Genomic DNA, 18,293 nt, shown 5'->3' with positions numbered 1-18,293 from the left:
CTATCTCCCCTGCTTTGGCTAAGCTAGGGTGTATCCTTTAGCGGAGATGTAGGGCTGCCATCAGGCTTTTTTGAGGGATATTCATTTGAAATTTTACTTGTGATATTGCTAGGCTTTTTTACCCCTCGTTTGACAATCGCGATTCTATCAACATTATTTTCATATTCATACGAAATGGTCTCCTTTGCAGAAAGGGGAATGCTTTTTACCTTTGGAGCGGCGGGGGCTTGGGCTTCTTCTTGTGTGAGAGTAATATTACTTGGATTTAATCCCTTAGCACTTGCAATTGCTTGCACATCTGCTAATGTTTTAGGAGTTTGACTATCATCAGACCTTGCAGAGCTTGCAGACTTTGGCGCAGTAATGGGGCTAGGCTTTGCCTCTATGTGTTGGCTTTGTTGTGAGGCTTGATGGAGTTGTGTTTTAGGGGCATTGCTAAGATGGCTTTTGCTTTCTGGCTTATTCTCTGGCTCTGTTTTAGTGGCTTTGGTATGAAGAGGTGAGCTTAGGGCTTCAATAAGCGGGTTAGCCTCCTCTGCTTTAGGCTCTTTTGAAGTTTTGGCTATTTTCTCCTGCAAGCCTATTTTAGAATCTTCCCCCTTGCTATCTTTGAAATCAAATCCAGCAAGTTGCGATGCGGGGGCTTTGGATGGTGTTTTAGCCATTTTGGAATCTTGGGGGTGTGGAGTATCTGGAGTGGCTTTAAGCTTTAGTTCTTCTTTGGTTATTTTATCGTCTTTAAGTGCTTTTGGGGCTTTACTCGCTCCTTGTATTTGCAAGGCTTTTTCATCTTTAAGGGATTTATTATTTTGAGCCGCTTTTGCAAAAAGATCGCTAAATTTTTCCTCCAATGTATTGACTTCATTTGAGGGAGAATGAGGACGTTTGAGACTAGGAGAAGTGTTTGTTTTATTTAAAATGGCATTTTGTGCAGAATCAAGCATAATATACTCCTTAAATAATATATACTAGAGTTCTAAGCAAAATATATTCCCTAAATAGCCAAAGTGTAAAGAATGTTTGATAAATCATTAAAGAATCTGCCACTTTGTGAGCCAACAAGCTTTTAGGGTAAAGAATCTCGATTGGAGTCTTTGGTGGATAAGGGAGATTCTTCGCGCATAAAGCCCTAAAATATGACAAAAATAAGGAGTTGCTGGTGATTGATAGAGTTTGCCTACCCTCTGCCCTCTAAATTCAAAGGCTATAAAGCGTGGCTTACTAACGCAATCTTTGCTTAATAGCTTCATAAGTAAGGCTATTTGGCTCTATGTGCAAAAATGCTTGATTAATCGGTATGTCCTCCCCCTCAGGGAGAATAGCGAGAATCTTACCCGGGTGAGTCAAGTCTTCTCTTTGATAAAACATCTCTAAAAATTTTGCAATGCTTACTTTGATATTCCCAAAGCTTGGGTCAGCCAAATACACAAAGTGAGAATCCATACCCTTATACACGCTAAAATGCTCCATATCGCGGATATTTACATAGATAATCACAGGGGTTTTTAGCTGCGAGAGCGAGGGGAGATCGAGCGCTACTCCCACAGCTCTAAAGCCCCTACTTTGCGCAAAATACGCCAAATCCGCAAAGGAAAAGCTCACACTCTCTCTTAGGCTTAAATTCGTTTCTATCTCTTCTTTTTTGCTTGTATCAATCCCTTTAGCAATCAACAAAAAGTCCAAAATATCCTTCTCGCTGATATTTTGCCCATAATAATAAGTAAAAATTGTAGAGAGAGAAGCACTCCCACAGCTATAGTCATAGCGCTGCTTTGTGAGATTTGCATCTCGCAAATCCGCCCAAGATGCGAGAGGAAGGCGTGCCAAAAAAGGGGCATTATACATATGTATATCGCTAAAGCATAAACCAAAGCACAAGCCCAAAAGATATAAATAACGCATTAGATTCTATATGAAAGCGAGAGAGTGATTGTATTACTCGAATATGTCTGCGTATCAAAGCGCTCTGTATCCATAAAAAGAATAAGCTTATTTTTAAGCTCATACGCCAAACCAAAGACATAGCCCACAGATGAGGCATTGTGTGAAATGACTTGCTGATTAAGCTTGTCTCTACTTTGATATTGGTATCTCACGCCAAAATTAAGTGATATATAAGGATTGATAGCAAAATAAAGCATGGGGCTAAGCACAAAGACTTCGCCTAAATCCATACTGATATTGTTATGCCTTTTTGCAAGATTTAGCCCGAGGTTTGCCTGCAGGAGGAGCACAATAGGCTCTATGGTATAAAAGCTAAGGGCATAGAGCGAGTACCCCTTGGCATATTGCCAACTTTTCTGCATATTAGGGAAATACACTTTTTCTGCAATATCACTTCCTATACCAAGTAAAATCGCAGGGGTTTTGCCCTCCTTTTTTGCTTCAATTAATAATCCAAGATTAAGCGAGCTTATATCGCCATTACTTTGGGTAGAAAAGCTCCCATTGCTTTCAAGATGGCTGTGTTGATAAAAGCTATATAAGGTTGTGAAAATCTCTACCCTTTTATGTATGCCATAACGCGCATTAAGAGAGAAAGTCAAATAGTCTTGATTGACATGCTCATACCCATAAAAAGGGATATGAATAAAAGAATTATCGTGATTTTGCACGGGAATAGTTTGCAAAGATTGGCTTTTACGTAAGAGATTGAGATAAGAAAATGACCCTATGAGTTTGAATTGTTTATCGTTTGTGAGAATTTCATCAACGCTCACCGGCTTTGCAAAAAGCATAAAAGGCAGAGCAAGAATACATAAAATGCGAAACCTCATCTCCCCTCCTTACCCTCCTACTTACTCTTCTGCAGAAGATTATATAACATCTAATTTATCCTAAGTAGTATCATACTACCGCCCCAAAATGTGAGATAGAGGCAATGATTAACCCTTAAACTGAGAAAATTTCTAAATAACAACCCCATTTAGAAAAATTCAAAACACATATAGGATAAGTTGTATATAAAGATTTAAAAACAAAAAACCATTCCCAAATATGAGAATGTATATTATTTTTGCATATTTTTCATTAAATAATACTTAATCCTTATTGTTCTTACATCAATTTAGATTATTATCGGGCATAAATGCTACTTCGAGTAAAATCTTATCTCCATAAAGCAAGCAACACAAGGCAATTAAGCACCTCCTTACACATTATAAAAAGTAAAGAATCTCTAAACCTCCATTGCTTACATCGGCACAAACGCAAGCAAACTCCCTCAATGAAACACAAGCGACTTTGCCGCTTATTGTCATGTCTAGAGCCCTCTTTGGAGGGCGAAGAATCTCTTCACAAAGCCACTAGACAATCCCAACCCTCTTGTCATTCTGAGGGGAGCAAAGCGACCCGAAGAATCTCTTTCAAACCTACTAGAAAACCAGCAGAGATTCTTCGCTTCGCTCAGAATGACAAACTAATTTCCCTTGCGGGTAGCTAAGTTTGTCATTCTGAACCCCTGCAAGGGGTGAAGAATCTCTAAAGGAATCACTAGTCGTGCCTTTTGGTGTTTTTGAAAACAATTCTTCACCCCCTTTTTTTCTTTTCAAGGGTTTGTTATGGCAAACTTGGCTACCCATAAGAGGCGTAAATAAGCCCCATATTTAAAAATCAAAAGTATAATGCGAGCCTTGCAAGCTAAAGTGAGAGGTAAAATACAGCCATAAAAAGTGCGAAGCAAAATATGAAGCAGGGTATCAAAACACCATGAAAATAAACACAAAACACAAAGGAAATATTTTTAACGGGGGGGGGGGATAAAGAACCTAATTTAGGGAATTCCAGCCATATTCCAAGCCCGCATTATCATAAAAAAATAGGGCTTATCACTAATCAAAACCACAACACCCTTTTTGCAGCCCTTACATCACTTATCCAATCCATTCAACCCAATTCACCCTCCCAAGACCCACACCCTAAAGCCTCCCTCTTTATCATTAGCGGCTTTTTCAATGCAAAGGCATTTGCAGAGTTTCAGATACTAGCTCCCTATTTAAGCGCCTTCACTTTAATCATCGGCAGGAGCGAACCAAGTGAAAACACCACCCCAACACTTCACTTTGACCTCCACAACGACCCATTTGACATATCTATTAAAGATTTTACCCACCAGATAGATAGCATTACGCATGCCAAAATCGCCTATGATTTTATTTCAAGCCCTCATGTGGAGATATTAAAGCTTGCCAAAGAAAATATCCTCTTGCATTCCAAGCTCTACCTTGTGCAAAATGCCAATGGCATACATGCGATTATTGGGAGCTCTAACTTCACTGCGAGCGGGTTAGGCATTTATGGTGATAAAAGTAATAAAGAGTTAAACCTCCTTTGTGATAGCAAGCATGATACAGGGCAAGCCCTAGAGTATTTTAAATCTATTTACAAAGAAAGCACATCGTGTAAAGATGATGTGCTAAATACGCTTCATACGAGCTTTTTCTACCACTCTCCTAAAGATATTTTTAGTAAAATTATCTCCCCTCTCCCCCAAGCCGAGCCCCCCACACGTACAGAATCTCAAGCCCTGCAAGCCGCAGTTGAAGCCTTTGGGCTTTATGAATTTCAAGCCTTAGCGAGCCAAGAGCTTTTAGCGCGTCTTAAACGTTACACTATCGCGCTTTTAGCAGACCCTGTAGGTGCGGGGAAAACCCTAAGTGCGATAGGTGTGGCAAGTACGTATGCACTCATTACTATTATCGCCCCTAAGAACCTTGTCGCACAATGGGAAAGCTATTTTTCGCCTAATGAGCACACACCACATGCTGATTTTATCAAGGAATTACACGGCAAAGTGCTGGTCTTTAGCTATCATCAAGCACAAAACCCTAATGAATTTGAAAGAAGTCGCCTCAAGATTTCCACTCTAATTATTATCGATGAAAGTCATAACTTCCGCAATGGCTTGCCCCATACAAGGCAGCAAAAACCCAATAACTACCAAAAGCTAAGAGCCAATCTCAATGCCAATGCCCACCTCCTGCTACTCTCTGCAACTCCTATAAATAATAACTTCCTTGATTTAGCTAACCAGCTCTGCCTTAAGGGCGAATCTTTCTACGACCCCATCGCCACTTATAGAATCTACCCCCAAGATATTTGCCAAAAAGCCCAGAAAGCCCTTGAGAGTGCATATAGAGGAGATTATGAGGAGCTCCCACCAATCGAGCTTGAAAAAGATTATTTTGAGCTCACGCATTTAATCTTCTCTCGCTCTAGTGAGCAGATAATGAGCTACCTAAAAGTGCTTAATAAAAATATGCCAAAGCAACATCTCAAAACTTATGAGCTATCAAGTATCCCTAAACACATTGACTTTAGTTTTAAAGAGCTAAGTTCATATCTTGGCTTAAATGAGCAAGACCCGCAAAACTACATCTCCTTTGCCATATATGATCCTTCAAAATTTCTGCCTGAAGGTATTGCAGATAGGCTTTTTAGCAAGCAGTTAGCCAATCTAGGAGACTACACCACGCCACGTGGCTTTATTTGTATGAATCTCACCAAAGCGCTGGAGAGCTCACTCGATGCGTTTTTACCCACTATTGCTAAAATCATCGCCTATCACCGCACCTACCTTAAAGAAGCCGCCCTTTTAGAAAAGAACAAAGCCAATCCCAATGCCCAAGATTCAAATCACTTAAACAACGCTTTAAACAATGAGTCACTCGAAGATTTAGAAATATTAAATGAAGAAGAAGGGGAATCAGATGGAGATGAGGGAAATCTCCTCCCCACTCGCTTAGCTAAACTCAAGGCAGAAGGCTATTTGCATACGTTGGATAAGAAATTTAAAGAGCGCGTAGAGCTTGATTTAGCGCTTTTAAGCCGCATTGAGGCAAAGCTTAAGGGCTATAATTCACAAAAAGACTTCCAAACTTCCCAAAAATATCAAAAACTAAGAGAAATTATTGATGCTATCCCTCATATCAAATCTCAAAAATGCCTTATCTTTTCTGAATCTATTCCAACCACAGAGGCGATTAAAAATGCCTTGCGAAGGGATTATCCCAAGCTAAACATAGAATCTATCAATGGAGAGTTAAATAGCAAAGATTTTATCTCGTATAAAAACCGCTTCTCCCCGCGCTCACTCAAATACGAACTAAAAGATAATGAAAATGAGATAGATATTTTAATAAGTAGTGATTGCCTAAGTGAGGGCGCGAATTTACAAGATTGCAAGCACCTAATCAATTGGGATATTTCATTTAACCCAGTGCGGAGTATCCAGCGCATAGGGCGGATATGGCGTATTGGCTCGTTGCATACAAGTAATCACATCACGCACTTTTTCCCCGATATAAGTATAGATTCATATATCCAGCTTGAATCAAAGCTTAAATTTAAAATCCTAGCCGCCCAGAGTGCTACTGCAATTATGGACCCACACAGCATAAAGCTAGAAAAGGAACGTAAAGCCTTTGAAGAAAAGCGCAAAAAAGCCTACGAAGCGTTAAAAACTCAGAATATAGCGTTAGAAGAAACAAGGCTAAATTATTTCCTTACTTTAGAATCTGTGCTAGGAGGGCTAGCCCATAGCCTGAAACTCCCCCAAACACCGCTAAATAATGGCATTTTCTCCATAGCTTATGCTAAAACTGCACCACAGCATCACCTCCTAGCTTATATGCAAGAGCTGGAATCTAAAGAATATTACTGCACGCTTTTTGACCTAAGCACGGGGGAGCTAAAGTCAAGTGTGAATGATAGGGGAGCTAGTATTTTAGAGAGTTTAAGCTATCTTAAAGATATTGAAGATAAAGAGTCTAGCCTTTTTAGCCCGCTAGAAGATTTAACAAATAATTTTACAAACCTAGAACTTTTAAAAGCGATTTTTGCCAAACTCACCTCCAAGCTTAATCACCAAATCCAAACCCACGCCTCCCATCTTGCCCAAGCCAAAAAAAGCGATGGAGGGCTTTTTGAAGTGAAAAATCGCCATTTTAAGCTTATCGCATGGCTTTTTATTAACCCCGATTTTGAATCTATGCGCACCTTAAGCGGACAAAGCACAAAAATTGCAGATAGTGGAAGTGCGCATAGAAGTATAATGGGAGCTGAGTGATGAATAGCCAAACTCCCACCATGCCAAATACAAATCTACACACAAACGCCCAAGAAGCCATACAAGCCCCACACGCAGAGGAATACAGCCAAATAGATAGCAAAATAGACGATGAAGAGGGCTGGGATATAGTACTAGGGAATCCGCCCTATATTAGGCAGCAAAACATCGCACAACACGACAAAAAAAGGCTTAAAGAACATTATCAGGTTTCTAGCGGTGGAGCGGATATTTATGTGTATTTTTTTGAGCTAGCCCTTAGGATTTTAGCTCAAAAGGGGGTATTTAGCCTTATCACTTCAAATAAATGGATAAAGGCATCATATGGCAAACCTTTGCGCGCATTTTTGCTACAAAATTCTTACATAAAGTGTTATGTTGATTTTGAGGAAAGCAAGGTTTTTGAAAGTGCAGATGTGGAGGTGGGGATTATCACAGCTACAAACTTTTGTGGAGATAAAGCACCCATTATTAAATACTACAAAGGGCATAAAGCCTTAAAAACTCATTTCGCCCCAATTCCGCAATCTCACTTGAATGTAAATCAATTTAGGTTTGAAACACAAGATAAAAGCACAGATATTTTTCTCAAACTTCAAAGCTTACCTTTGAGTTTTGAACATATCGCACACATTGCTAAAGGCTCTTCGAGTGGAAATGATGATGTGTTTGTATTTGACCTCATTAAATCCCTCAAAGACACTATGGAAGTGCAAAATAAATTTGGTAAATTTGTGTTAGAAAAGAAAATTCTCATGCCATTTTGCTATGGGGAAGATATTGAAAGGCTTTCTTGTGTGGAAGTTAAGAAATATCTTCTATATCCTTATGATGAAGAAAATGTGGTTATTAAAAAAGAAATCTTATCTAAAGAATATCCCCTTGCCTTTGCATATTTAGAGCAAATGCAAACGCTTTTAATGCAAAGAAAACTAAAAATAACTAAAGATAATTTTTATAAATTCTCTGCATTGCGCAATGCTCACACTTATAAAAATAATAAAATTATGATTCCAGATTTGCTTTATCAGCCTAGATTTGGCTTTGATAATATTGGGTTATTTCATAATGCAGGTATTCATAATGTAATTTTAAAAAATCAATATCAGGGGCTAGAAAAACTTGTTTTAGGCATTCTTAACACTCAAGTATTTTGGTTTTTTATCAAAAATCAAGCTGTAAGCCTAAGAGGTGCTATAAGGCTTATGCCAACATATATGAACGCTTTTAGCTTCCCCAAAATCACAGCATCTAATCAACACATCGTAGATACAATTATTGCCTTAGTGGATGAGATATTAAGGCTTAAGGCGAATTGTGCTGTCTTAGAGAATGAAGCAAGTGAAAAATCTCCATCTCAAACCCCAAGTGCTAGCAAAGTTTGTCATTCTGAGCCTCCATTAGGAGGCGAAGAATCTCTAAACGAGTCACTAGTCACCCACAGAGATTCTTCGGTCGTTTCACTCCCTCAGAATGACAAACTAACAGCATTTACTAAAAATCCAAACAGCAATTCTTCACCCCTTGCAGGGGTTCAGAATGACAACAAGTCCCAAACGTCTTTCAGCAGTGAGACACGCTCTCACTGCGATAAAATTAAATCGCACGAAGTGCCACCTCTTAAAGCGTCGTCGGGGGTGAGAAGTATATCTTCGAACGACATACAAAGTATGGCGGGGGGGATATATAAGGGGGCAAGAATATTATTATGGGGTTGGAGCTTGCCTGCACGAGCGAAGCTCTTGCCCCCCCATTATTTTATAAAACTTTGCACATTCAAGCCCCTCCCCCTTGTAGAAAAAGAAAAAAGGGAATTACTAGAAAGGCAGTTACTTTGTCATTCCAAGCATTGCGAAGAAACTCTTTTAAAAACACCAAAAAGCACGACTAGTGATTCTTGCAGAGATTCTTCACCCCTTGCAGGGGTTCGTGATGCCAAAATAATTTCCCTTGTGGGTAGCCAAGTTTGTCATTCTGAGCCTTTAGGCGAAGAATCTCTAAAGGAATTACTAGTCGCCCACGTGAATTCTTCGGCTTTTGTAAAGCCTAAGACATGACAAACTTTGTGTCCTTGTAGGGAATAGACTTATCTTGCTGCAAGAGGTGACAAACACTCCCTTTGCGTGTAAGATATGATAAAAACTTGCGATTTAATCTATCCCTAGAGAAAAAGAGGGTTTATTATTCCCCCTTTATTAAATCCTCCAAATACCGCCCATACCCACTTTTTTCAAAAAGTTTCGCCCTTTTTAGAATCTGCTCTTTGTCTATCCAGCCATTATTGTAGGCAATTTCTTCTAAGCAAGCGATTTTATAGCCCTGCCGCAACTCAATGGTACGCACAAACTCACCCGCCTCTAGCAGGCTATCATGCGTGCCTGTATCAAACCACGCAAAGCCCCTCCCTAAAATTTCAGACCTTAAACGCCTTGCCTTTAAATACGCGATATTCACATCGGTAATCTCTAGCTCGCCTCTTGGGCTTGGCTTTAAAGCCTTAGCCACTTCAATGGCGAAGTTATCATAAAAATACAGCCCCGTAATAGCAAAATGGCTTTTAGGATTAATGGGCTTTTCCTCTAGGCTTAAAACCTCGCCTGCCTTGCTAATTTCTGCTACTCCAAATCTCTGCGGGTCTTTCACACGATAAGTAAAAATACTTGCCTTGCCCTCTTTAGCGGCACACTTTGCGTTTAAAAGCATAGGGGTAAGCCCCTGTCCATAAAAGATATTATCCCCCAAAATCAAAGCCACATCTTCACCGCCAAGAAAAGATTCTGCTAAAGTCAGTCCTTGCGCTAGCCCTAAGGGCAAATCTTGCATGGCATACTCAAAGTGCATACCTAAAGCCCCCCCATCGCCAAAAAGCTCCTTAAATCGCGGCAAATCCTTTGGTGTGGAGATAATAAGCACCTCATTGATTTGAGCAAGCATGAGAACTGATAGCGGATAATACACCATAGGCTTATCATAAATAGGCAAAAGCTGCTTAGAGAGTGCAAATGTGCTCGGATACAGCCTACTACCGCTGCCACCTGCTAAAATTACGCCTTTCATATTCCCCCTTTAGTCGATTTTTAGCACAGCAAGAAACGCCTCTTGAGGGAGTTCTACCCTGCCTATGGCTTTCATTCGTTTTTTACCCTCTTTTTGCTTCTCTAGTAATTTCCTTTTGCGCGTAATATCCCCACCATAGCACTTTGCAGTAACATTCTTCCCCATAGATTTAATCGTCTCTCTAGCGATAATCTTACTCCCTACACTCGCTTGAATCGCCACTTCAAAAAGCTGTCTAGGCACTATCTCTTTCATCGCTTCTACTAATGCCCTGCCTTTTTCATAGCTTTTCTGCCTATCTACGATGATTGAAAGCGCATCGACAATCTCTCCTGCTACGCGTATATCAAGCCGCACCAAATCTCCCGCCCTATAGCCAATAGGCTCATAATCAAAGCTCGCATAACCCTTTGTACAGGATTTAAGCTTGTCATAAAAGTCCATGACAATTTCATTACTAGGGATTGCATACACAAGCAAGACGCGCGATTGTGTGAGGTAGTCCATTTTCTCTTGCACGCCTCTTTTAGCAGAAAGTAAAGTGATGATATTACCCACATATTCACTCGGCGTAATGATACTCGCCCTCACATAAGGCTCGCAGATAGATTCTATCTTTTGAGTTGGGGGGAGCTCGCTAGGGTTTTGCACTAATACTTTTGAACCATCATTTAAATACACTTCATATACCACCGTTGGCGCAGTGGCAATGAGTGATAGCCTAAACTCCCTCTCTAAGCGCTCTTTGACTACCTCCATATGTAATAGCCCCAAAAACCCCACGCGGAAGCCAAAGCCTAAGGCTACACTTGTTTCAGGCTCAAAGCTAAGGGCAGAATCATTAAGTTTGAGTTTATGTAGGGCTTCTCTTAACTCTTCGAATCGGTCTGTTTCAATGGGGTAAATTCCTGCAAAAACAAAGGGCTTAGCTGGTCTAAAGCCCGCTACAGGCTCGCTTGTGGGGGATTTTGAATCAGTAATAGTATCTCCCACTGCCATATCTGTAAGGGTTTTTAACCCTAGTGAAATAATGCCAATCTCCCCGCAAGCTATGCTTTGAGTAGGGACTTTCTGCACGGGGTGAGGATAATAGAGGCTAAGTACCTCATATCTTTTGCCGCTGCTCATCATCAGCACTTCCTGCCCTACGCGTAGCTCCCCATCAATTAAGCGCACCAAAGCCAATGCCCCTAAATAATTATCAAACCAAGAATCATAAATTAACGCCTTTGTGCTGGCATTTACCTTGCCCTTTGGCGGGGGGATATGCTCTATGATAAATGCTATAAGCTCTTTTATCCCCACTCCGCTTTTAGCACTCACTTTGAGGACGTGCTCGCAGCTTAAGCCTATGGTGGATTCTATATCTTCACACACTGCTATAGGGTCTGCTGCGGGTAAATCAATTTTATTAATTACGGGGATAATTTCAAGATTATTCTCCATAGCGATATACACATTAGCAATGGTTTGTGCCTCCACACCTTGACTTGCATCAACCACGAGCAATGCCCCCTCACACGAGCTAAGCGAGCGTGAAACCTCATAGCTAAAATCCACATGCCCGGGCGTATCGATGAGATTAAGCGTATAAGTCTTGCCCTTATATGGGTAGCTTAAACGCACGGATTGGGCTTTAATCGTAATGCCCCGCTCTTTTTCAATATCCATAGTGTCCATAATTTGCGCTTTCATCTCGCGATCGCTAACCGCCCCGCATTCTTGTATTAATCTATCTGCAAGAGTAGATTTGCCATGATCAATATGAGCGATAATAGAAAAATTACGAATATATTCCTGCATACCTTGCCTTAACTCTAAATGCCTGCATTATATAGTGATACATTCAACAACATTTGAAACAACACTCAAAAAACGCCAGAAACAACAATGGAAACAACAATGGAAACAACAATGGAAACAACAATGGGCACAAAATAGGTGCAATAATAAAACAACCACGCCTAAAGCCATAATGCCAATAATATAAATGCCTTTAAGATTCTATGCTAAGATTAGCCTATTTCATATCACAACGTTTAAAATGAAGCTCTAAGGACAAAACAAATGGGGATAAGCCCTTTTAATGAAGATTCGCGTGTTAAGATTCCAAGCTTGCTTACACTCAGCACTTTGGGCTATGGGTATATAGGAAGTAAAGATCATAAAAATATACACCCACAAACCAATATCTACCTCCCTAGCTTTGAAGCTGCGCTTTTAAGGCTTAACCCCGAGCTAGAGGTAAGCCATATTCATAAGCTTATAGAGCATATATCGCTTATACTCTCATATGATGATAAGGGTTTAGCATTTTTCCAAGCACTTATTTTTGGGCTAAGTAACCATAAAATAGAGGGCTTGCATGCCCTAAAACTCATTGATTGGCAAATAATAGAAAATAATATTTTTGAAGTAACAACCGAGTTAAGCTATGGCAGAGATGTAAATAATGGGGGCTTTCGCCCGGATATTACGCTTTTTGTCAATGGATTACCCCTTAGCTTTATAGAAGTAAAGAAGCCTGATAACAAAAGAGGCGTGCAAGCAGAACTCTCCAGGCTAAAATTGCGATTTGAAAATAAACATTACAAAGCATACTTTAACCTTACTCAAATCATTATATGCTCTAATAACCTCCCTTATGATGAAAGCGAGATAGTGCCTCTAAGTGGGGCATTCTATACCACAAGCTATAGCCTCAAACTTAATCATTTTAGAGAAGAAGATGAAACATATAAGGGGAAAATACAGACTTTCCCTAAACCCGCTAGAGAATCCCTAGAGCGTATCCTTAAAGACACAAATAGCCAAGCGATATATAACACCAAAGAGTTTGAAAGCAACCTTGCAGGGAGCACACCTACAAATAGCTTGCTTATCTCACTTTTTAGCAAAGAACGTTTTATGTTTCTTTTAGCTTATGGCATAGCATTTGTAGAAAATAACACAAAGAGCCCAGAGGGGTATATAGCAAACAAATTGCAGAGGCATATTATGCGCTATCCGCAGTTTTTTGCAACACTTAAAATACGTTCCAAACTGCAAACATGGATAGATGTTGAGCAAAAGGCTAGGCAAAAAGAGATGCTAGAGGGCTTTAAAAATGAATGTGAAATCTCATATAAAAGAGGTATTATCTGGCATACGCAAGGCTCTGGCAAGACGGCTTTAAGCTTTTATGCCCTAAGAATGATTAAAGACTTTTATACTAAAGAGGCTATCCCTACGCGATTTTACTTTATCGTAGATAGGCTAGATTTATTGGAGCAAGCTTGCAGAGAGTTTGCTAAAAGGGGCTTACACACTAAAGCTATAGATTCTAAGCAGAGCTTTATTAATGAACTCTCTTGCATGCAAAGCAACACAGAGGGTAAAGATGAGATGATTGTAGTCAATATCCAAAAATTTAGCCAAGATAGTAAAGAAATCCCAAACCCTTACATAGCTAAGATTCAACGTGTGTTTTTCATAGATGAAGCACATCGTAGTTATGCAGATGGTGGCTCTAATTTCACTTATCTCTTTAACGCAGATAAAAATGCGATTTTCCTAGCCCTGAGTGGTACTCCACTACTTGAAAAAGGGAAGAAAAAGAAATCCACTGATATTTTTGGTCCATATATTCATAAATACTTCTATAATCAATCCATACAAGATGGCTATACGCTTAGACTGATTAAAGAGGACATTCAAAGTAGTTATAAAGAAAAGCTTCATATTGTGCTAAAAAACCTATCTGTGCAAAAAGGTGCATTAAAGGCTAAGCAAATCTATGCGCATACAAGCTTTATCACCCCACTTTTTGAATATATCGCCCTAGACTTCCAAACCAGCAGATTAAAGCTTGATTCCAGCATATGCGCTATGGTTGTGTGTGCAAGTAGCGAGCAAGCAAGAGCCCTTTATACCCACTCTCTACGATACTTACAAGAGGCTACTTCTCATCTCCCCCCCCCCCGTGCCTCATACGCCCACAGCTGGGGATTCAGCTTTATGGGGACATTCACAGGAATATTCAGCGGGCATATCACAAAGCACGTTACAAGAGGATATTTTACAAAACCAGCAAAAGAAGATACAGCATAGCCTAAACTTTTCACCCTCTTTTTTCTCTCCGCTTAAATGCGCGCTTATTCTCCATGACGAGCCAGATAATGCAAAAAATATAGAATCTTTCAAAAATGGCAGCATAGATTTGCTCTTTGTATATCAAATGCTCCTCACAGGCTTTGATGCCCCAAGGCTTAAAAAGCTCTATCTTATGCGCACTACTAAAGAGCATAATCTCTTGCAGACCTTAACGCGCGTCAATCGTCCTTATGAGGATATGCGCTATGGCTATGTGGTAGATTTCGCAAATATTGATGAAGAATTTGCCAAGACTAATAAAGCTTATTTAGATGAGCTTAAAGATGAGCTAGAGGCAGATTTAGGCGAGGAATTTACATCTTATAATAAGCTTTTTAAGAGCGAAGATGAGATAAGGCAGCAAATTTTAGAAATAGAGCAAGCTTTAGAAGGATTTGAAGTAAGTAATAAAGAACGCTTTGCCAAACAAATAAGACAATGTGAAAAAGACCAGCTCTACACATTGAGGAAAGCCCTAGAAGGAGCAAGAGAGTTACATAATGTTATGACATTAAAGGGACAAACCCATGTAAAGCTCTCTTCCCTAGAGCCTAAAATCCTCCTTGCTATTATCCAAGATAGACTAGAAACCCTTGCTTTAAGTGAGGCATTGAGTAAAGAATCTATATCGCCTGAGCTTTTAAATGTGGCATTAGAGGAATATATCTTTCATTTCACCAAAATAGGCGAGAGGGAGTTATACCTAACGCCTTTAAAAGAGTATATAAAAACTTTGCGAGAGGGCTTAGGTGCTTGCCTTGATAAAGAAGATGTGCAATATGTGAAGCTGTGCGAAGAGTTTCAAAGGATTTTACAAAAGCATAATACCCAAGAGATGAGCCAAGATGCTATAGATTCTCTAATTGTACAAACAAAAGCCCTGCAAGAGCGGCTTAATGCCTATAATGCCAGCAATGAGCTTACTTGCGCAAAATACAATAATGACCCAAAATTTCTGCGAATCCACAAACGTACAAAAGAGCATTTAAACAAAGCAGATTCTAACCATTCTGCTTTATATGAAAATCTTATTGCCATAAAAGAAAAAGTCGATAACAAGGTGCTTAATAATCTCAATCTGCTCGAAAATGAGCCTTATTTTGAAACTGAAGTAAGGGCATTAAGCAAAGAACATTTAAAGGCTATTTTTAAGCAATCTCCAAATACCACAGATACCACAAAGCATATATCACACCTAATCGCACAAGAGTATTTAAACCAATACAAACAAGGAGCACTCACATGAACACCACATTACAAAATCAAACCCAAGCACTTATCGATAGGCTTAAAAGCATTTGCGCTAATGCGGGGCTAGGCAATGACGCAGGAGAATATAAAATCATCACGCAAGTATTTCTCTATAAATTCCTTAATGACAAATTCATTTATGAGCTCAAAAAGGCATTCAAAAAAGCAAATCCAAATGTAAAAGACCTAGATTCTAAACACGTGTATTCAAAGCTAGAAACGATGTCAAAAGAAAGTTACGAAGAGCTATTAGATGATATAGGCGCAAATGTTAAGTTTGAAGTAGATGAGCTAATCCCTAGCCTCATCTCCAAGCAAAATGAAACAAACTTCTATGTAAGCGTTGATAGTGTGTTTGAAAATATCGCTAATAGAAACATCGATATATTTTCTATCCAAACTGAAGGGGGCGCTAAGATTAAACTTTTTGAGCCAATAATGCACTACATCATAGACCAAAGCAAAAGAGATCATTTTGCAAAAGCTATCATTTCTTCACTCACAACCTTTGACTTTGAGCAAAGCTTTTCCCAAGGGTATGACTTTTTTGCACATATTTTTGAATACTTAATTAAAGATTACAATAAAGACAATGGCGGCAAGTACGCAGAATACTACACGCCCCTCTCCATAAGTGAGATAATGAGTAAAATTTTGATTGCTAAAGATAGCCCTATAAGCGTATCATGCTATGACCCAAGCGCAGGATCTGGGACTTTGCTTATGAGCTTAGCCCACACGATAGGGCAGGATAAATGCAGTATATACGCCCAAGACATAAGCCAAAAATCAAGCCAACTCTTGCGACTAAACTTAATCTTAAATAACCTCTCTCACTCTATTCATAATATCACGCAAGGCAACACCTTAACTCACCCAAACCATAGCAACAAAGCCTTTGATTACATCGTAAGCAATCCTCCCTTTGGTCTTGATTTTAGCGAGTATAGAGATATGTTAGCCAAGCAAGAGGAGCGATTTTTTGCCGGAGTGCCAAAGATTCCACCAAAAAAGAAAGAAGCAATGGATATTTATCTTTGCTTTTTTCAGCATTTGCTAAACTCCCTCTCCCCCACAGGTAAGGCGGCTATAGTCGTCCCCACCGGATTTTTAACCGCTCAAAGTATAGCAAAAGACATTAGAAAATATCTCATAGACCATAAAGCCCTTATGGGAGCAGTGATTATGCCTAAAGATATTTTTGCCACCACAGGCACAAATGTATCAGTTATTTTCATAGATAAGGGCGCTAAGAGGGATTATGCTTATCTCTGCGATGCAAGCAAACTAGGTAGTCAAGTAAAAATAGATGATAAGAAACGCACGATTTTAAGTGAAGACGAGCAGGAGCTAATCACTACTTGTTTTATCAATAATGAGGTAAAAGAGGATTTTAGCATACTTGTAAGCTTGGAAGATATAAAAGTAAAGGGCTATTCCTTTGCAGCAGGATATTACTTTGAGTTTAAAGATACGCATATAGAGCTTAGCCAAGAAGCATTTGAAGCAGAACTTTCAGCGAGCGAGCAGGAGTTACAAGCACTTTTTACCCAAAGCGAGCAGTTGCAAAAGCAGATTTTAGAGAATTTTGCCAAACTCAAATTTAAGGGCTAAAAATGCGGAAACATAAAAATATAAGGATACAAAGTGGAGGTGAAGAATCTTTGTCTAATTTACTAGAAATTCTCTTAGTTTGTCATTCTGAGCGTAGCGAAGAATCTCTCTTATCTACTAGAGACTTTCTTTCAAAAACACTAAAAAGCACGACTAGTGATTCAGACAGAGATTCTTCGGGCTTTACAAGCCCTCAGAATGACAAACTTAGCTACCCGCAAGGGAAACCCACACATAATAAACACCTGCAAAGGAAATTACTTTGTCATTCCAAGCATTGTGAAGAAACTTTGCCCGAAACACCAGCGAGTCCGTTATTTTGTCATTCTGAGCGAAGCGAAGAATCTCTTTCAAACCTACCAGAAAGCCCACAGAGATTCTTCACCCCTTATCAGGGGTTCAGAATGACAAAAAGTCCAACCCACAAGATAAAATTACCTTGCAAAGGCAGCCATTTTGTCATGTCTAGCGGGAGGGCGCAAGCCCGACCGAAGAATCTCTGTTTGATTCACCAGAAATTCTCCAAGTTTGTCATGTCTAGAGCGAAACGAAGAATCTCTAAAGGAATCACTAGTCGCTTACAGAGATTCTTCGCTTGATTCTCAAGCTCAGAATGACAAACTTGGCTACCCATACAAGGAGGCTAATTGTCATTTTATAAACATTTTACATGGATTAAGGAGTTGTTTTAATGGGAAAATCACAGCAGTGGCAAATGGTGAAACTCTGGGAAGTATGCGAATTAAAACGAGGGCAGTCCATTACGCGCAAGCAGATTCAAGAAGGTAAAATTCCTGTAATTGCAGGAGGTTTAAGCCCTGCTTACTATCATAATCAAGCCAACAGAAATGGTGAAACTATTGCTGTAGCTGGGTCTGGAAAGAATGCTGGATTCGTGAGTTATTGGAATGAACCCGTTTTTTTGTCTGATTCTTTTTCGGTAATACCAAATTCAAAAGCCTTAAATTCTAAATTTGTTTTTTATTTTTTGAAAAACAGGCAAGATTATATATATACGCTGCAAATAGCTACTGGTGTTCCGCACATTTATCCTAGCACCTTGCAAAACTTCTCCATCCCCCTTCCTCCCCTTGAAACACAAGAAAACATAGCTCATATTTTAAGTGTGCTTGATAGCAAAATAGAGCTAAATAATCGCATAAATAAAGCATTA

The 18,293-nt window shown here is 39.5% G+C and carries 14 protein-coding genes; 7 read left to right on the top strand and 7 right to left on the bottom strand.

The features are described 5' to 3' along the window. Positions 1-23: 23 nt before the first annotated feature. The 5 genes from CQA63_RS07395 to CQA63_RS09885 all read right to left on the bottom strand — a co-directional run bounded on the left by CQA63_RS07395 (position 24) and on the right by CQA63_RS09885 (position 3,524). Complete coding sequence (locus CQA63_RS07395) at positions 24-944, bottom strand: hypothetical protein (RefSeq protein ID WP_104700514.1); 921 nt, start codon at positions 942-944, stop codon at positions 24-26. Positions 945-1,031: 87 nt separating this feature from the next. Next, positions 1,032-1,250, bottom strand: a complete 219-nt coding sequence (locus CQA63_RS07390; RefSeq protein ID WP_104700513.1) for a hypothetical protein — start codon at positions 1,248-1,250, stop codon at positions 1,032-1,034. Next, on the bottom strand, positions 1,222-1,902 hold the full coding sequence (locus CQA63_RS07385) for a C39 family peptidase (protein ID WP_104700512.1): 681 nt from the start codon (positions 1,900-1,902) through the stop codon (positions 1,222-1,224). The genes CQA63_RS07390 and CQA63_RS07385 overlap by 29 nt, the downstream gene beginning before the upstream one ends. After that, entirely contained in the window at positions 1,902-2,777 is an 876-nt protein-coding gene (locus tag CQA63_RS07380) for a hypothetical protein (RefSeq protein WP_104700511.1), read from the bottom strand. Before CQA63_RS07380 ends, CQA63_RS07385 begins: the two co-directional genes overlap by 1 nt. 597 nt (positions 2,778-3,374) lie before the next feature. Beyond that, positions 3,375-3,524 (bottom strand): hypothetical protein, encoded by a 150-nt coding sequence (locus CQA63_RS09885; RefSeq protein WP_158655511.1) that lies wholly within the window; start codon positions 3,522-3,524, stop codon positions 3,375-3,377. Between the two features lie 644 nt (positions 3,525-4,168). Between CQA63_RS09885 and CQA63_RS07375 the strand changes: the two genes are divergently transcribed. Beyond that, entirely contained in the window at positions 4,169-7,066 is a 2,898-nt protein-coding gene (locus CQA63_RS07375) for a helicase-related protein (RefSeq protein WP_115511853.1), read from the top strand. Further along, the gene (locus CQA63_RS07370) at positions 7,066-9,123 is read left to right on the top strand and encodes an Eco57I restriction-modification methylase domain-containing protein (protein WP_115511852.1); all 2,058 of its coding nucleotides are present in this window, start codon (positions 7,066-7,068) and stop codon (positions 9,121-9,123) included. The genes CQA63_RS07375 and CQA63_RS07370 overlap by 1 nt, the downstream gene beginning before the upstream one ends. Before the next feature lie 124 nt (positions 9,124-9,247). Here the strand turns inward: CQA63_RS07370 and rfbA are convergent, their stop codons facing one another. Both rfbA and lepA read right to left on the bottom strand, forming a co-directional pair. Beyond that, entirely contained in the window at positions 9,248-10,123 is an 876-nt protein-coding gene (gene rfbA / locus CQA63_RS07365) for a glucose-1-phosphate thymidylyltransferase RfbA (RefSeq protein ID WP_104700733.1), read from the bottom strand. A 9-nt stretch (positions 10,124-10,132) separates the two neighbouring features. Then, positions 10,133-11,926, bottom strand: a complete 1,794-nt coding sequence (lepA, locus tag CQA63_RS07360; protein ID WP_104700734.1) for a translation elongation factor 4 — start codon at positions 11,924-11,926, stop codon at positions 10,133-10,135. 264 nt (positions 11,927-12,190) lie between these two features. On the opposite strand from lepA, the gene CQA63_RS07355 reads away from it, so the two are divergent. From CQA63_RS07355 to CQA63_RS07330, 5 genes are all read left to right on the top strand, one after another. Further along, entirely contained in the window at positions 12,191-14,212 is a 2,022-nt protein-coding gene (locus tag CQA63_RS07355; protein ID WP_104700735.1) for a DEAD/DEAH box helicase family protein, read from the top strand. Further along, positions 14,151-15,500 carry a type I restriction enzyme subunit R domain-containing protein gene (locus CQA63_RS10590; protein ID WP_425323541.1) on the top strand — a complete coding sequence of 450 codons (1,350 nt, stop codon included), beginning with the start codon at positions 14,151-14,153 and terminating at the stop codon, positions 15,498-15,500. Before CQA63_RS07355 ends, CQA63_RS10590 begins: the two co-directional genes overlap by 62 nt. Then, positions 15,497-17,119 carry an HsdM family class I SAM-dependent methyltransferase gene (locus CQA63_RS07340; protein WP_104700737.1) on the top strand — a complete coding sequence of 541 codons (1,623 nt, stop codon included), beginning with the start codon at positions 15,497-15,499 and terminating at the stop codon, positions 17,117-17,119. Before CQA63_RS10590 ends, CQA63_RS07340 begins: the two co-directional genes overlap by 4 nt. Before the next feature lie 2 nt (positions 17,120-17,121). Continuing rightward, the gene (locus tag CQA63_RS07335) at positions 17,122-17,718 is read left to right on the top strand and encodes a hypothetical protein (protein ID WP_104700738.1); all 597 of its coding nucleotides are present in this window, start codon (positions 17,122-17,124) and stop codon (positions 17,716-17,718) included. Between the two features lie 92 nt (positions 17,719-17,810). Next, a partial coding sequence (locus CQA63_RS07330; RefSeq protein WP_147288752.1) for a restriction endonuclease subunit S occupies positions 17,811-18,293 on the top strand: 483 nt, incomplete at its 3' end.

This window comes from Helicobacter marmotae (genome assembly GCF_003364255.1).
In the GTDB taxonomy this organism is placed as follows: Bacteria; Campylobacterota; Campylobacteria; order Campylobacterales; family Helicobacteraceae; genus Helicobacter_C; species Helicobacter_C marmotae.
Note: the sequence above shows the minus strand (reverse complement) of the source record. Positions and strands in the feature narration are given on the sequence as shown.

Bases quoted from the DNA above. Each gene is read 5' to 3' on its own strand.
- CQA63_RS07395 (WP_104700514.1), bottom strand. From the start codon at position 944: ATGCTTGATTCTGCACAAAATGCCATTTTAAATAAAACAAACACTTCT.
- CQA63_RS07390 (WP_104700513.1), bottom strand. From the start codon at position 1,250: ATGAAGCTATTAAGCAAAGATTGCGTTAGTAAGCCACGCTTTATAGCC.
- CQA63_RS07385 (WP_104700512.1), bottom strand. From the start codon at position 1,902: ATGCGTTATTTATATCTTTTGGGCTTGTGCTTTGGTTTATGCTTTAGC.
- CQA63_RS07380 (WP_104700511.1), bottom strand. From the start codon at position 2,777: ATGAGGTTTCGCATTTTATGTATTCTTGCTCTGCCTTTTATGCTTTTT.
- CQA63_RS07370 (WP_115511852.1), top strand. From the start codon at position 7,066: ATGAATAGCCAAACTCCCACCATGCCAAATACAAATCTACACACAAAC.
- rfbA (WP_104700733.1), bottom strand. From the start codon at position 10,123: ATGAAAGGCGTAATTTTAGCAGGTGGCAGCGGTAGTAGGCTGTATCCG.
- lepA (WP_104700734.1), bottom strand. From the start codon at position 11,926: ATGCAGGAATATATTCGTAATTTTTCTATTATCGCTCATATTGATCAT.
- CQA63_RS07355 (WP_104700735.1), top strand. From the start codon at position 12,191: ATGGGGATAAGCCCTTTTAATGAAGATTCGCGTGTTAAGATTCCAAGC.
- CQA63_RS07340 (WP_104700737.1), top strand. From the start codon at position 15,497: ATGAACACCACATTACAAAATCAAACCCAAGCACTTATCGATAGGCTT.
- CQA63_RS07335 (WP_104700738.1), top strand. From the start codon at position 17,122: ATGCGGAAACATAAAAATATAAGGATACAAAGTGGAGGTGAAGAATCT.